The organism is Legionella maceachernii (genome assembly GCF_900167045.1).
GTDB classification, from domain to species: domain Bacteria; phylum Pseudomonadota; class Gammaproteobacteria; order Legionellales; family Legionellaceae; genus Tatlockia; species Tatlockia maceachernii.
Window position 1 is genome coordinate 240684 of sequence record NZ_FUXJ01000005.1, and the last position, 15195, is coordinate 255878.

Consider the following 15195-nt stretch of genomic DNA (forward strand, 5'->3'; position numbering starts at 1 on the left):
TTAAATAAACTATTTGTATGGAATTAAGTCAGTTGGCATGATATAATTTTGTTTTATTTTTAAAATAATTAATTTCCGCGATGTGTCTTCTTCCCTATGGACAGCTTGGAAGAACTGATGCAAATCAAGTTTTCAAAATGAAACGGGTGCGTCGTCATGATAAAAGCAGAGGCTTTGTCAGGGCGATCATCCTACTCAAATAGAGTTTCTAAGCCCCAAAAAGCCTAATTGGACTACGTGATGCATTTTCACGAGGTAATTAGGAGTTTACAAAGTGATACAAATTAATTCTATTAAATCAAAAAAAGAGCATTCTATTGCTGCACAAATTCCGATGAATTTATGGATAAGTGTATTCAATTCTAAACTTTTATGGGACGAACAATCCATTCAGAATAAAACAGTGGATAGCATAATCCGTAGCGATTTACCCACTGATAACAAACAAGCATTTATCCTTACATTGATACTCTATCCGAATATAGGGGCGGATGAATTGATTCGCTTTGCTCGCGCCGTCTTGCAATTAAATGACAAAGACATTTTTGAGCTCAGTGCGGCTCTAGGCCAACTGGATACACTTAAATGGTTAAATGACCACGTACCGGGAAAAATTGTAAAAAGAAAGCATTCACCTGACCTTATTTGCACAATTGCTGCCAATGGCCATTTGACAACATTAGAATGGCTTGTCGCACAACGACGTGATCAATTAAAAGAGGGGTGGTTATGGTATAGTGCATTTTGTAAAGCTGCAGCCAATGGTCATCTAGAAATGCTGAAATGGTTTATCGCACAAACCCCTTCCAGGCAAACGGAGATGATAAGAAAAAGGGATTATGAGGCCTTTTCTCAATCGGTAGTAAATGGTGTAGATATTCTTGAGTGGTTTGCTGAGCAAGCACCTGATGAAGTCATACAGATGATTGAAAGTAAAGAATATTTCGCTTTTGGCCATGCAGCAGCAAATGGCCAAATAGCAGCATTGGAATGGCTTGTCGCAAAGGCTGGGCATAAGCTTACTGACATGATTGTGGCTAAAAATTATTATGCGTTTCGAGAGGCCGGAGCAAATGGCCATCTGCAAACACTAGAATGGCTGGCCACACAGGCTCCCCAAGAACTTATAGAAATGATCAGGTCATATAATTATTACGCTTTTGGAGAGGCCGCAGCAAATGGCCATCTGCAAACACTAGAATGGCTAGCCACACAGGCTCCCCAAGAACTTATAGAAATGATCAGGTCATATAATTATTACGCTTTTAGGGAGGCTGCACGAAACAACCACTACTCTGTCTGCCATTGGTTATTGCGAAACGCTAGTTGCTTAGCTTACGCAGAAAGTCATGTCTCTGAATACGGAGCAATAGTATTCCCCTTCATAGAAAGCACGTTATCCAAACTCCACTTAGCCAGTGAGTCCCACCATGGCCCTGATCCTTATAACCTCACTGATCCAGAAGATGCATGGTATTGTTTTTATATTTTAAGGAATTTAATTCGTCGCAATGACAGAAATTTAGATGATGAAATACGTTTTCTTTTAAACATTCCCTCAGTTAAATCGCTAGCGCATCAGAGAGCCGAAGGGCAAACGAATGAGCTTTTGCGACTCGCACTGCATAGTGGAAATCGAGAAGCGGCTGAAATACTGCTCAATATTGAAGCGGTGAGGGTGCTGGCGGAGGAAAATAACTTTTATCAGAACGAAGTGAATAGAGGCATTGATCTCTCTCAGTTAGCACGCGATCGTGAATCCTCAATGACTGCGTTGACGAGTGGAGAGCAAAAGCGTCTTGATGCTGCAATTAAACGATACGAACCCATGCTAAAACAGGCAGGCGTGGCTAATTTAATGGATGCACTGCGCTATCAACTTGCAGAGCGCTATCAAGCAAATCCTGCGCGGATTACTGTGAATGGTCAACTTATTAATTTGCCTTTGGAATTTGCTGACTTTCAGCAATTAAACTTAGAGCCTGAAGCTCATCAAGAGGCGTTAAAAGCTTATTATCAAAATAAAGACCACACTGCATTACGTTACCTCTCAAAACCCAATCATTGGATGGATAAAAAGGCAAGTTATGTCTGTGTCAATGAAGATAAAACCGAGCGCTGGTCTACTTTTGAGGAATATCAGCCTTTGATCGTTATGCTGTGGTTAGCAGCCATTGATGAAACAATGCCGCCTATCAATGGGCATACTTTGGAGGGTAGACTTAATCATTTTGTTGAGGAGCTTGCTCTACTGGGACGAGCTCATAATTGGGATAAAAAACGCATTAATTCCCGAAACAAAGAGGAAGAATACGATGATTTAAAAGGGGATAAGCCCAGCTGTTTTTCAGGGGTTAAGAGGCGCTTGTTTCAAGCGGTGATTGGCCACCCTTTGCTCGATATCCTGACAAAAGATAACATTTTACAAGAAATCAGAGATTTCGCGCGTACATTTTTTGATTCTCAAATTAAAGAAGAAAATCGAGTAGCTTTTTATCGAGCGTTTACTTATTACTTGACGATGCTTAATGTTGATGAGGTCAGCGCACAATGCCTTTCCGAACTTAATCTTCCTGAAGAAAAGCAGAGGGATTTTATTCTCTATTTGATCAAAAAATACGGCGATTCCTATCTTTCTGATCGCAATTTTACCCAGTTGGTGGAGACTATGCTAGCGCTTAAGCCTGATTCAACAGATATTTCCGAACATTTCCATGCTTTAAAACTGGATGGCTTAACCGCACTCTATAACACAAAGCTACAATCATCCCTAGGGAAAATAGGGGAGGCTGGTTTTTTCGCCGAGACAAGCGATGAAAGCACTGAAGCGACTCGCGCAGCAACGGTCACCGCTGTTGATGAAGGGACTGTTAGAGCTTGTGCTGGGTAAGTTACTCGACTTGCCTAGTGCTTTTACAAATACAGAGGTATACTTGTCTTCGCAAATTAGCCTTATAGCCAAATTATGTTTATTGATATCGCACGTTTATTGCAGGCTCACAATAACCCACCAAACTATTTATTAACTTGGTTGAATCACCCGATGTCGTTAACCGATAAATTGCGGGACTTTAGTGGGGATGCTGAACTTGAAGTGCTGAAGCAATATTGGACGTCCCCTAACTGGTGGGATAAGCAAGTACTAGGAATAGCAGAAAAATCCGTGTTTCATCGAGATATATTGATGTTTTCTCATCAAATTCCTTGTTGGTATGCGCGCTCTATTATTCCAGAGCAAACTTATAAGGCAAATGATCATTTTTTCAATCGATTAACGCATGAATCATTGGGATCCATTGTTTTTAGTGAGTCAAATGTGGCACGTGTGCAGTTAGTCAATTATCCCATTACTCCGCAATGCATAGAATATTATTGGCTTCCCAATTTTTTAAAGAGGGAGGAAAAAGAGATATCCGATTCCCAGTTCTTCAATGTCCCGCGGCTTGGCGGGATGCAAGAATCTGCCACTCTGACACAATCCCGCGGGCAAGCGGGAGGTAAGGATAAGGAGAGGTGTAATCTCTTACAAAAGGAGCAACTTTGGACACGATTATCCCTTTTTACTGCCAAGGAAGGTTTAAACTTTTATTTGATTGAAATTTTACTTCCAGGACTATTGGGGATCATGAAGTGAATTGGGTAAGTTATCTTAAATTAATGCGTCTTCATAAACCTGTCGGCATTCTTCTGTTATGGTGGCCTACCGCTTGGGCTTTATGGATTGCCAATGAAGGTAAACCTCCAATCTTCTCTATTTTATTATTTTTTCTCGGAACTATTGTAATGCGTTCGGCGGGATGTGTAATCAATGATATAGCCGATCGTCATATTGATGCGCATGTAAAACGCACACAGTCGCGTCCTTTAGCATCAGGAGAGATAGGGTTAATTGAATCGCTATTGTTGCTTCTTTTTCTTTTATTTTGTGCCTTCTTGGTGTTGATTCAACTGCCGAAGGTGTGTTTTTATTATGCCCTTGCTGCGGTTTTTGTAACCATTTTATATCCGTTTTGTAAACGATTTATCCAAGGGCCTCAGTTCGTTTTAGGTGTGGCTTTTTCCATGGGAATCCCCATGGTTTTTGTTACTGCAAATGCATTATCTAACAGCCCCGTATGGTATTTATTGGCCATTAATTTTTTGTGGATTGTTGCGTATGATACGCAATATGCTATGGTCGATCGCGATGATGATGTACGCATAGGAGTAAAATCCACAGCAATACTTTTTGCGAGTTATGATAAAGCCATCATTGGTTCTTTTCAGCTTGTACTTCATCTGCTTTGGTTAAAGCTCGCAGTTGAAGCTAATTTTTCTCTCGGTTTTTATGTTTGCTGGAGTATTGCGGCCGGTATTTTACTTTATCAGCAAAAATTAATTGCTGACCGACAGAGAGAGGCGTGTTTTCGCGCTTTTCTTACGAATAACTGGTATGGGCTTGTGATGTGGCTAGGTATATTAATTAATTAGCTCATCTAATAAACTGCTTGCTCCTATGCGAAACCAAGATTTATCGGGCTCTCGATCGAACATCTGTTTGGCCAAAGCCATATAAGTCAATGCTTGTTCTGGTTTTTTAATGCCACCAGAGACTTTAAGACCGCAAGTAGCTTTACTGTCTTTAATGGCTTTAAGAATGGCAAAAGCTGCTGAAAAAGTTGCTCCTTGAGCAATTTTGCCTGTCGATGTTTTTAAAAAATCACAACCTTCTCCAATGACTGCCATGCTTAGCTGGTAAATAAACGCTAAAGAAGGTAATGCGCCTGTTTCTAAAATGACTTTAAAAGTAATGCCTGCTTGCTTACAAAGTTGGTGAGTTTGTTGGCATTGTTTTAAAGCCTCTTTTTGCTCGCCTTCTAAATAAAATTGATGCGGGAAGACATAATCGATTTCATCCGCTAAATTTGTCGATAAAATGTTATCGACAGCGGTTAAAACGTGCTGAGTTGATTGATCTCCTTCAGGAAAATTGACTACAGTAGCCAGCTTAACTTTTTTCCCTTCTGCATCCTGCGGAAGGGAAAAGGGTTGTGCTACTATGGAAGAGGATATTTTTTTTAAATGTTGAGGGTAAACACAAATCGCTGCGACCTGATGACGATGTGCTTTCTGGTTAAGGAGTAACAACGCATTGTCACTCGCTGCTTCATCCAGCAAAGTAAGATCAATGAGTGGAATAACCTCGTTATTTGTTGGCGCGCTAAATCGTAATGCGTCCTTTAGCGCGTCATAAACGAATAAATAGTCTTCTTCTAGACTCATGCTAAGCTCGCAATAAATTGTTTCAGCAATCGACCTAATTTTTCAGCGGCATTTGCGGCCATTTTTACCACTGCTTCATGACTATGACTGGTCGCAGAAAGACCAGTAGCGTGATTGGTGATAATTGCAATCACAGCGACTTTCATTCCACAATGATTGGCCACTAAAACTTCCGGAACAGTGGACATGCCAACGGCGTCAGCGCCTAAAATGCGAAATGCGCGAATTTCAGCTGCTGTTTCATAATTGGGGCCGATCACAGCAATATAAACCCCTTGATGTAGTGAAATTTTTTCTTTATGAGCGGTTTGCAACAATTGTTCTCGGAGTTGGCGGTCATAGGCATTATCCAGAGGGAGAAAACGAGGGCCAAACTCATCATCATTCGGGCCGACCAATGGATTCCCTGGTTGGAGATTAATATGATCAGTGATCAGCATTAATTCACCAGGACCTACTTCCTCATGAAGCGAGCCCGAAGCATTGGTTGCAAAGAAGTATTCGCAGCCTAATAAACGCAAACAACGGATGTAAGTTTTAACTGTGTCATGGTGATTGCCCTCATAACTGTGCGCGCGACCCTGCAAACAAACGACGCTTACACCATGGATATAGCCTAAGACCAATTTTCCACCATGTCCAAACACGGTAGGTTTGGGAAAACCGGGTAATTCCTCATAGCAAATGCTTACTGCATCCTCTAACTGCTCAGCGAAACTTCCTAATCCTGAGCCCAGAACAATCCCTAGGGTGGGTTTAAAATTTGGCAATAATTGTTTAATCTTATCTGCCGCTAAATGCGCAGCACTTTTACTCAGTTTTGTCATCTTTATTCCAGGTTAAGGCTTAAATTTAAACGCGAGAGGTAACAACTCTTCCATTGTCATTGATTGGATGACACTTTGATGGTTACAAAGATAAATCATCGTTTCATTCGTGGAGAATTCGGCAATCCGTTGGCGACAGGCTCCACAGGGTGAGCATAAATTGTTTTCTCCATTCAATACAACTAAACTTTTTATTTTTCGTCTATTAGCGCCAATCATTTGGCAAATAGCAGAAGTTTCGGCGCAAAGTGTTAAACCATAAGAGGCATTTTCAACATTGACGCCCGAATAAAGTTGATCATCATCGGTGCATACACAAGCAGCTACTTGATAGTGAGAATAGGGGGCATAGGCGTTGGGTAATACTTCTTTTGCTTTGTTAATCATTAATTGAATTAAGTCGGCCATTCATCACTCCCAATTGGTTGCAAACTATACTAAATTATTGAGCTAGGTTACAAGTTATAGATTGACTATTGTATATACCCGTGATCCTTCAAAACGCTATTTTTGGTCTATTGCTTTTTCCGCCTCGGATTATTTTAAAACCTCGCAATAGGGCTTGCTATTACTCGTTTTTAAAATAATCCCAGCCAAAAAAATCAAGTTGCCCAAAACACAGCGTTTTGAAGGATCACGGGTATAGACTAGTTTAGTTCAATTGGACATACTTTGGGCGTAGTACAATAGGTATATTTATACAATTAGAACGTTAGTAAGCTTTGAGGAGGCATCAGCTCAATCGAGCATGCGAGTTCAGCGCGGCAACCGAATGCTTGTTTCGGAGTAAAATGGACGAAACTGGAATTCCTTCTATAGGGCGATGGCTTAGAAGATCGAGTTCTTCTTTCTTCTTTGGCTTTTCTTAACCGATCAGCTTGTAAAGATTTTTCATAGCGCGTTCTTAATTTTCCTGTGCTTTCAGCAAACACTTTCGCTTGTTCAATTTCCTCGCTTCCTTCCACTGGGGTATTTATGATCTGCGGTACTACGACTGGAGAAGAGTAGGGGCTCTCTTGGTCGCAAAAAGCCACCACCTTAGAAGCCCTTTTTTCTGCATTAAAGCCATACAAAAAAAGCCTTAAGAAAAATTGTAAGAGAGAGTAATACCTACTGTCTTCATGTTGAACTAAAAATGACTCGATTTTGGCTTCTTTGTTTATCTTCCGCAGCAGATCTTGGGCAGATGAGTCCGTATCCATTTCAATCAATTCACAGCTGCGCATGACTAAGCTATATTTCTGCTGTTGACCAAAATGATTGATTAAATTAATTTCTGGACTAAAATTTTTTTTTGTTTTTTCAGGAAATTTACTGACGTAAAATTTTGCCATGTGCTGAAGTAAATCGAGGCTTAAATAATCAGGATTTTCAGTGACAAGTTCTTCCAGAGCGGTGAAGATACAATTACTGAGATCGCGTTGAGGGAACTTGGCCATGACTTGAGAAACATGTTTTAAACAAGTAGGCTTTGTTTTAATCATAGGATGACTAACATAATCTTTTATCAGTTTAAGTAGCGGGCCTTGTTCTCCTGAGTAATTGATTAAATAAGCGCTGATTAATGGCAGTTGTGTCATGGAGTCATTCACGTCCCAAGCTTGGTTGCTGAGTTCCTTCCAATCGATGATTGCGTGATGTTGCTTGAGTTGATCAATCGCTCGTTTATTTTCTATATGTTGATTATCAAACCATCCAATAATAATGGAATAAATATCGTTAACTTTTTCTTTAAGCGCTTTAGGTAAATAATCTTTTGCTGCAATTGCATTGAGAAGAGATCGGTTCAATGTTTGTGTGGCAATTGTCTGATCTAAGCGACCATTTTGATAAAATAGACTAGTAAGGCCGAAATGAGCGCAGCGAAATACCAATTCCGCGAGAAGGTCTTTTCCTACTGCAAAATTTTTATCCGCATTGGCATGTTGATGAAAATGCCGCTTAACAAAGTTACTTACTTGTTCAAGTTCGCTTTGAGACCAGGCAATTTTGGAGGAAAAGCAAAGTTCTTTTCGATGAAAAAGTTGTTCGCGCTGTTTTGCAAAAATAAGCATGAGTAGTCGATGCTGCGCTGTTTGCGTCAAATTACCTTGTTTATTTAACTCGTTTATTGCCGGGAGACAATGGTGTTTAAAAAAGCAGGAGGTGAAATGATCAGCGAGCTCCGCATCGACTTCTTGAATGCTGGTTAGAGCTGTGGTTTTAAGAAAACACTGCCAAATGATGGAAGCGCATGCTTGATTGCTAATTAATCGAGTTAAAATAGCATCATACTCCTGTTGCGCTAGCGTTTTTTGCACAAATGCTTGTTCGCCAAGATGAGCGATTGCTTTAACTAATAAGTCAGGTTGATTTGTGTGCTCGGCATAAAGCCCAAAGACTTGGAAACCTTGGTTGAACCAGGATTTGTCGTTATGGTTTGCTAGAAAATGAGCCAATAATAAACTCGTGTCGTGCCGAGCAAAAAATTCAAAGACTAATGCTTGTTGCTTTTTGCCAGTTAATAGTTCATGCCGCTTACTGGGATCAGCTAGAATAAGTTCAAAAAATTGCTCAGCATTTTCTTGTAATTGAATGTTGGCTAGGAGCGAGAAAAACGAATCAGGAGCACTGTTTGCTGCTAATGCACGTAAGCTTTCTTTTGGAATAGCGCTGGAAGTGCAAATCAGGTGTTGTTGAATCTGCTCGGTTATCCATGCATGCTTATTGAGCGTTGCGTTCTCATATAAGTCTTCGACCGAATTTTCGACGAAGATATCATCCATTAATAGATTAAGCGTTTCGGGCGATTTTTCTAATTGTTCTTGCGGGACGTTAGCGATTAACAAGGCTCCAGTCAATTTTTGAAATAAGTTCTCTTGTTGAATTTGCCCTGTTATTGTAATAGTGCCAATTCTTTTCCGTTGGCTATCATACAAGCAGGTCCCTACCACAATGCCATTCTGTCCAAGTAAAGAACGCGATGGAGTCCCTAATGTCATGGCATAATTGGCTTCATTAATAAAGCCGATTTTCTGGCGCTTTTCATTGTAAAGAAAGACTGGTGACTTGCGCGTCAATTCAGTTTGCTCAAAGTTTTTATGGGGTAGATACACTTTTAACCAGGTGACCAAGGTGCTTTGCGCTTGGTCAAGATCATCTTTAATGTGAGATGCATTGCTCACAATAAAATCAGCAATTCTAAATAACAAATCAGAACGCATTCCTGCAATGCGGTTATTATAGTGAGTATATAAAACCTCTAGTGCAGTACTTGCTATTTCTGGGCAGGAACCTTCTAAAGCATGACAATTATTTTCGAGTTGATTAAATAGCATACGAATGCATTCATCGCCATGAAATGCTAATAATTGGTCTAACTCCTTAAACAACTGATCTGCTTTTTCAGGATCAGCTAAAATTGCTTTTCGAAATCCCTCCCTCTCCGCTTTATGATCATCTGAAAAATCCATTTTCCCATCAAAAAATTGATTAAGTGTGTCGTTTTCATCTCGTTTTAAGATCATTGAATAGTAGCGATAACGATCGCTTAGTCGTTGCAATACCTTGGTAGCATTGTCGATTGAAGACGATTTTAAAGCAGCCATAAAGCGAGGATTAACAAGAAGTTTTTGGATCCAAATAGCATTCGGCATATAATCGAATAAGTCATCTTCTTTACTAGTAAGTATATCTTTTGCTAGTGCAATGAGCGTTTCATTCCCGAGCAAGTCTAAATCTTGTTGACCTAAGCGCTCTTTGATCCGATTTAATGAGTTTGCATTAGATTCAGCATAAGTGCATAAATTATTGAGTAAGAACCGACATGCTTCATAATATAATCTACCTTCCTTATCTTGGTGTAATTTACCCTCATCGTTTAAGCTCAACAAGCACTGATTAAGAATTAATTCCAGCATTTCAGGGGGAAGTTGATTGATTGTTTCAGCAACTGCAGTGGGGTTCATCTGCTTAAATAAACTATGAAGTTTTAAAAAGAATACACGATGCCCTAAAGAGCTTGCTGGGTTACTAAACATGGGGGTGTGTGTTGCAATCAGTTCGATGATTGCCTGCGGTGTAGGTTTTGCGATGTTTTCGCTAAGCATTTCACCAAAAGCGGCAGCAGCAGCGTAAACTTCTTTAGCTTGAAGTTTCACTTCGTTCCTATCTTGTTGGTAAACCCCTGCCTTGAGCACTTTAAAAGAGATTGCTTTGCTCGCATACGAATCAATGGCAATTAAATTGTATTGAATCCAATTTGAAAGATCAGTAGTTTTCAAAGAAGAGTCAATTTTTAATAGCTCTACAGGTACATTGTTTCGTTTTGCAGTAATGACATAATTGATGAGGGCTTTGAACTCATGCAATTGCGCTAAAGAGCAGAACTCTGCTGTTTTTTGTAATTTGATTTCATCATTGTTGTAAAGGCTGAGTAATAAACTGCTCAATGAAGTGGGAGGTGAAATAATTGCGATCTGCAAATCAAGCAGGACGGTTATTATATCGTTTCTTAATGTAAGCAAGTGATCGATCTGTTTATCCACTTCAAGCCAGTCATGGGGTTTCGTCGTTTCAATTAATTGAAGCATGTACCGATATAACAGATTGCTTGAAATCCCATATCCACAGCTGAATATCCAGTCAAAAAGCTGAGGTAAAAGCAGAGTGCGCTGAGGATTGCGTAAGAGACCAAGAAGAACAGGGCGATTGATGCGATTGAGAAGCAAATTTGTTTCTTCGAGGGCTCTTAAATTTAAATTAGTTTGAGGCTCCTGTTGTTGTTGCATTCGGATGGCGGCATGGTTGTGCGCAATCCGCTGCTCAAAATCATCGAAACCTTGACAAAAAAGGCTAATTTTACTCCCTAAAAGTGTCAACTCATCCGAGGAAATAAAGCGACTTAATTCAATTGGCAGAGTTAGAAAATCCGCTTTGAGGCTTAATTCCTTTTCATTGAATTGGGTTCGTATTTCCTCCAATGACAGGTTTAATTCGCATAAAGTATTCTGAAGTTTTGAGTCCCATGCTAAATCGGTTTGGTCGAGATGAATGCTAAATAGATAGTCTGAAATTTCATTAAGATGATTGGCTAAATGGGTTATGGCGCCACGCAAAGGAGTATATTTATTTTCTGTTAATGAGCGGGAGAATTGTGATGCTTTAGCGTGCAGTTGATCGATTTGTATAATAAAAGGAACTAAACCAAGGCGTTGGTTTTTACTTTCTAAGCGATGAAACCAAAGAGTTAAAGCGTCATTTTCAGGTTCAAATGCACCGACTGAATGTAAAGACGCAGTAGCGATTTTAGGAGCAAGGTTTTTTTGTATGGTCCGAATTATCGAACGCGCGTTTGCAGGTGAAGCGACAGCAAGTACTTCGGATAGAGCCTGATAATTTTCAGGTTGCATGAGTAACTCTGGACTACATTCACTGATAAACTCACTAGTGGCTTTTGGATTGTGAAACAATAAATGAATAATGTCATCCTCACGAAGCATTTTCATTTTTTCTGCAATCTTTCGTCGTGCTTCCATGGAGCCATACTTCAATACAGTGCTCAATAAGGAGGCATCACCTCCTTGTGTGTCCTGAGAAAGTAAGCTTACGAATTCAGTGTGTGGGGCTGCTAATAATAAACCTGTTAACTCATTGCCTAACTCCGTTGGCGCGTACTTATACACTAGGTCGAGAACAGATAGGTTATCCAACTCATCGTTGGTGGGAATTTCGGTATGGTCATTGGTAAATTGTGCTGTAAAGAATTCGGTAGGATTGTCCGTATCGACATAATGAGTTAGGAGTAAGGTCCTAATTTTTTGATTAGATAATTGAAAAATTTTCTGTTTTAATCCCTCAGCCAGCACACCCATTATTTTCTATCCTTTTAAAATCTTAAATAAATTAGCTAGCAACTTACATCATGAAGCAGCGGCCTATTTTAACCAAATACTTGCAAACGGCAAATGAATCTTAATTGAATAAGAAAACTGAATTATCGTCCGATGGTGAAAGCGGTAATTGTGAATCTTTTTTAGGTGGCACGGATGACATAATAGGAGAGGGGTAGTAAGAAGACTCTAATTTTCCTTGATGCTCAAGAGTAGACGTTTTCGCATTTTGCACTAACTTATTAGACAAAAAGAACGTATAGCTGCCTTTCGTATCGTTATCTGCTTTATAATCCAGAAAAGTGTATTCTGCCCAATATTTAAACGCTGCTGCACCGATGCAGAGGCTAAACAGGGATGCAAGCAAAATCGTTGCCGTTGTGACAATAGGATAAAAGGTAATAAGCGTGGTTGCTATGGCTGTGACTATGGCCATTGTAGTGACAAGTAAGGCATATATTAGATAAACCTGTTGGCGTTCACTCGAATAATTTTCTTCGCAAATTGGATTTTGTTTTTTGTGGTACTCACTGATTAGCCAAAAACCATTACTGATAGCAAAAAGCCAACTTGCAGGTACTGCGATAATAGGAAAAAAGAAGGTCAAGATGCTGCATAACACAGCGATAGTGCCAAGCGCTGCAGCAATTCTATGTTGATTCTTAAACTGGGCAAAACCATACCATTCTTTCTTTAAGCGAGGATGATCCGGGTAAAGTTGACAGGCGACTAACCAAAGCACATAAGCAACTAGATAGAGAAATAAAGAAGAAATTTTTGCAAAAGCAGCGATGATAAATGGGGCAAAACGAAGTTGTGAGATTGCGAAACCGAAAAAGAAAAAGGTACTGCTGGCTCTATCAAGACTTTTGGCGTAACTCAGCACGTCTAATTACCTATTATTTACGGAGTTAATAATAGTAATTAGATTTTGATAATGAGTTCAAGTGGTTATTCACGGCAAACGTAGCTAACAGTTGAACACAGATACTTGTCTTTTTGCCTTCTTGTCGCGCTTTGTATACATAATAAATGCAATTCTATCCGAATCATAGTCTGAATTACACGCCTAGCTCTGTACGTAGATTTTGGTTTTGTATAATACTATTAGATGCATTACCCGGTGTTTATGGGTTTAGGATAGTTTTGGCCATGGCTCAGCAGAAAGTGGGTTTTAAATAATCCTGCATGACGCTATTGGAGATTGACTAAAATGGGTAAACTAATTCTTACTAATAAGCCGCCATTTTTGCGATTAAAGGCGTGAATTTCCCCATGATGCAATTTAATGGCTTGTTGGGCTATAGATAAACCAAGGCCATAGCCGCCTGTTTTCTTTTCTCTTGAGGTATCAACTCGGTAAAAGGGATTAAAAATTTTAGCAAGTTGTTCTTCAGGAACGCCAGGTCCATTATCTTCAATGTCGATGTAGATTTCAGTGTTTGATTCTGCAGGGTATAACTTAACATCGATTTGTGGATCAGGTGCCGAATAGCGTAATGCGTTACGAATGATATTTTCTATAGCTCGATGAATTAAGCGCTCGTCGAGAAATAATTCACTGCTGTGTGAGTGATGCAATACGACCACTGGTTTCCCTTTGCTGACCTCAAAATTAGCATCTGCAATGATTCGTTTAAGCAAGTCAGGTAAATTAACCAGTGTTTTATTAAGATGAGTTGAGAGTTTATCGAGTCTAGCGAACTCAAGTATTTCTCCTATTAATGTGTTTAACCGTAAACATTCGATTTCCATTCGGCAAAACTCCGCCTCTGCAGCGTGATTCGCTTTGTTTCGTCCTAACTCGATCGCAATTTGCAAACGAGCCAATGGAGAGCGTAGCTCATGCGAAATGTCTTGCAGCAGTCGCTCTTTGGAATTCATAATACCTTCAAGTTGTTCTGCCATGCGATCAAATTCACCACTGAGTTCGGCGATTTCGTCGCGGCGATGACCTTTAAAACGTCCAACACGCGTGTTTAATTTGCCTGTAGCTATCGATTTGGCAGCCAGTCGGAGTGAGCGAAGAGGCTTTGTTAGATAAATGGATAAAAAATAACAGATAAGCCCACTGATGATGATAGCAATCAGTAGGCGTAGCGTTAATCCAGCCCAAGGAATTTCAACAAAGTGAGCGAGAGGTTTTTCACTCACGGCAACAAGACGGTAAGCACGACCGGAAGTCGAAAGAATTTCATGGCTTACTATAATATCGCCAAATTTTAATAAGCCATCGTCTAATTCTTCCAGATTGGCTGCAATTTGTTTGACCACGTCGGGAGGTACAGGATCGCCAATAATTTCACCGGTGCTAGTGAGCAAATATAAATTCATCTCACGCGATTCACCCATTTGGTCAAGCCATTTTTCCAAGGCTCCATGACGCCCTGATTCGAAGGTTGCAACTGCAGCGCTTGCGTAGCTGTCCATAAAAACGCGCTCACGAGCAGGGATTGACGATTTTTGTGCAATCTCACTGGTTACCCAAGCGGTGGTAATAATAATTAAAATAGTAGCTAACCAAAAGGACAGAAAAATCTTCCAATACAAACTACGCATTAAACATATACCCAAATCCACGAACAGTTTTTACGATGGGTTCGCCTTCCTGATTATCACCCAGTTTATTTCTGAGATTAGAAATATGCACATCAATACTGCGATCATACGCAGTGTACTTTCTGCCAAGGGCGTATTCAGTGAGCTCTTCTTTAGAAAAAGCTTGACCTGGTGATTTGATTAGCATTTCGAGAATATTAAATTCAGCGTTGGTTAATTCTAAAACCTCTCCATGGTGCGTTGCGATTCGCTTAGAACAATCCACGAGAATGCCTTGATGCTCAATAATAGGACGTTGAGCGGGTATTTTTTGTGTGCGGCGGAGAATGGCACGTAATCGTGCTACCAATTCACGAGGGTTACAGGGTTTGGGTAAATAATCATCCGCACCAATTTCAAGACCCACAATGCGATCAATGTCATCGCCACGGGCTGTGAGCATAAGCACAGGTGTTTCCAAATGCTCACGGATTGCTTTTAAGACTTCAAAACCGTTTAATTTAGGAAGCATTACGTCAAGAATAATTGCATCAAAAGATTGATTAAGTGCTTTTTTGACGGCATTTTCGCCATCATGAACACAAACCACTGCAAAGCCTTCCGGCTCTAGATACTGAACTAAAAGGTCGGTGAGTTCGGTGTCGTCATCTACAATTAAGATGTGGTTGCTCATTGGT

The 15195-nt window shown here is 40.1% G+C and carries 10 protein-coding genes; 3 read left to right on the top strand and 7 right to left on the bottom strand.

What is annotated here, in order from left to right; genetic code table 11:
* Positions 1 to 274: 274 nt before the first annotated feature.
* From B5D33_RS05600 to ubiA, 3 genes are all read left to right on the top strand, one after another.
* The gene (locus tag B5D33_RS05600; RefSeq protein WP_058451310.1) at positions 275 to 2890 is read left to right on the top strand and encodes an ankyrin repeat domain-containing protein; all 2616 of its coding nucleotides are present in this window, start codon (positions 275 to 277) and stop codon (positions 2888 to 2890) included.
* 75 nt (positions 2891 to 2965) lie between these two features.
* Entirely contained in the window at positions 2966 to 3634 is a 669-nt protein-coding gene (locus B5D33_RS05605; RefSeq protein WP_058451309.1) for a chorismate--pyruvate lyase family protein, read from the top strand.
* 23 nt (positions 3635 to 3657) lie between these two features.
* A complete protein-coding gene (gene ubiA, locus B5D33_RS05610; protein ID WP_058451336.1) occupies positions 3658 to 4470 on the top strand; it encodes a 4-hydroxybenzoate octaprenyltransferase in 813 nt (270 codons plus the stop codon).
* Here the strand turns inward: ubiA and deoC are convergent.
* The 7 genes from deoC to cpxR form a co-directional block, all read right to left on the bottom strand.
* Positions 4459 to 5262, bottom strand: a complete 804-nt coding sequence (gene deoC, locus B5D33_RS05615; RefSeq protein ID WP_065239974.1) for a 2-deoxyribose-5-phosphate aldolase — start codon at positions 5260 to 5262, stop codon at positions 4459 to 4461. The two genes, ubiA and deoC, sit on opposite strands and share 12 nt — an antisense overlap.
* On the bottom strand, positions 5259 to 6089 hold the full coding sequence (locus tag B5D33_RS05620; RefSeq protein WP_058451308.1) for a purine-nucleoside phosphorylase: 831 nt from the start codon (positions 6087 to 6089) through the stop codon (positions 5259 to 5261). The genes deoC and B5D33_RS05620 overlap by 4 nt, the downstream gene beginning before the upstream one ends.
* 12 nt (positions 6090 to 6101) lie before the next feature.
* The gene (cdd, locus tag B5D33_RS05625; RefSeq protein WP_058451307.1) at positions 6102 to 6497 is read right to left on the bottom strand and encodes a cytidine deaminase; all 396 of its coding nucleotides are present in this window, start codon (positions 6495 to 6497) and stop codon (positions 6102 to 6104) included.
* Between the two features lie 296 nt (positions 6498 to 6793).
* Complete coding sequence (locus B5D33_RS05630) at positions 6794 to 11941, bottom strand: hypothetical protein (RefSeq protein ID WP_058451306.1); 5148 nt, start codon at positions 11939 to 11941, stop codon at positions 6794 to 6796.
* A gap of 100 nt (positions 11942 to 12041) precedes the next feature.
* The gene (locus B5D33_RS05635) at positions 12042 to 12845 is read right to left on the bottom strand and encodes a hypothetical protein (protein ID WP_058451305.1); all 804 of its coding nucleotides are present in this window, start codon (positions 12843 to 12845) and stop codon (positions 12042 to 12044) included.
* Between the two features lie 308 nt (positions 12846 to 13153).
* Positions 13154 to 14518, bottom strand: coding sequence for a two-component system sensor histidine kinase CpxA (gene cpxA / locus B5D33_RS05640; protein ID WP_058451304.1), 1365 nt, complete (start codon positions 14516 to 14518; stop codon positions 13154 to 13156).
* Entirely contained in the window at positions 14511 to 15191 is a 681-nt protein-coding gene (gene cpxR, locus B5D33_RS05645; protein ID WP_058451303.1) for a two-component system response regulator CpxR, read from the bottom strand. The genes cpxA and cpxR overlap by 8 nt, the downstream gene beginning before the upstream one ends.
* Positions 15192 to 15195: the final 4 nt, after the last annotated feature.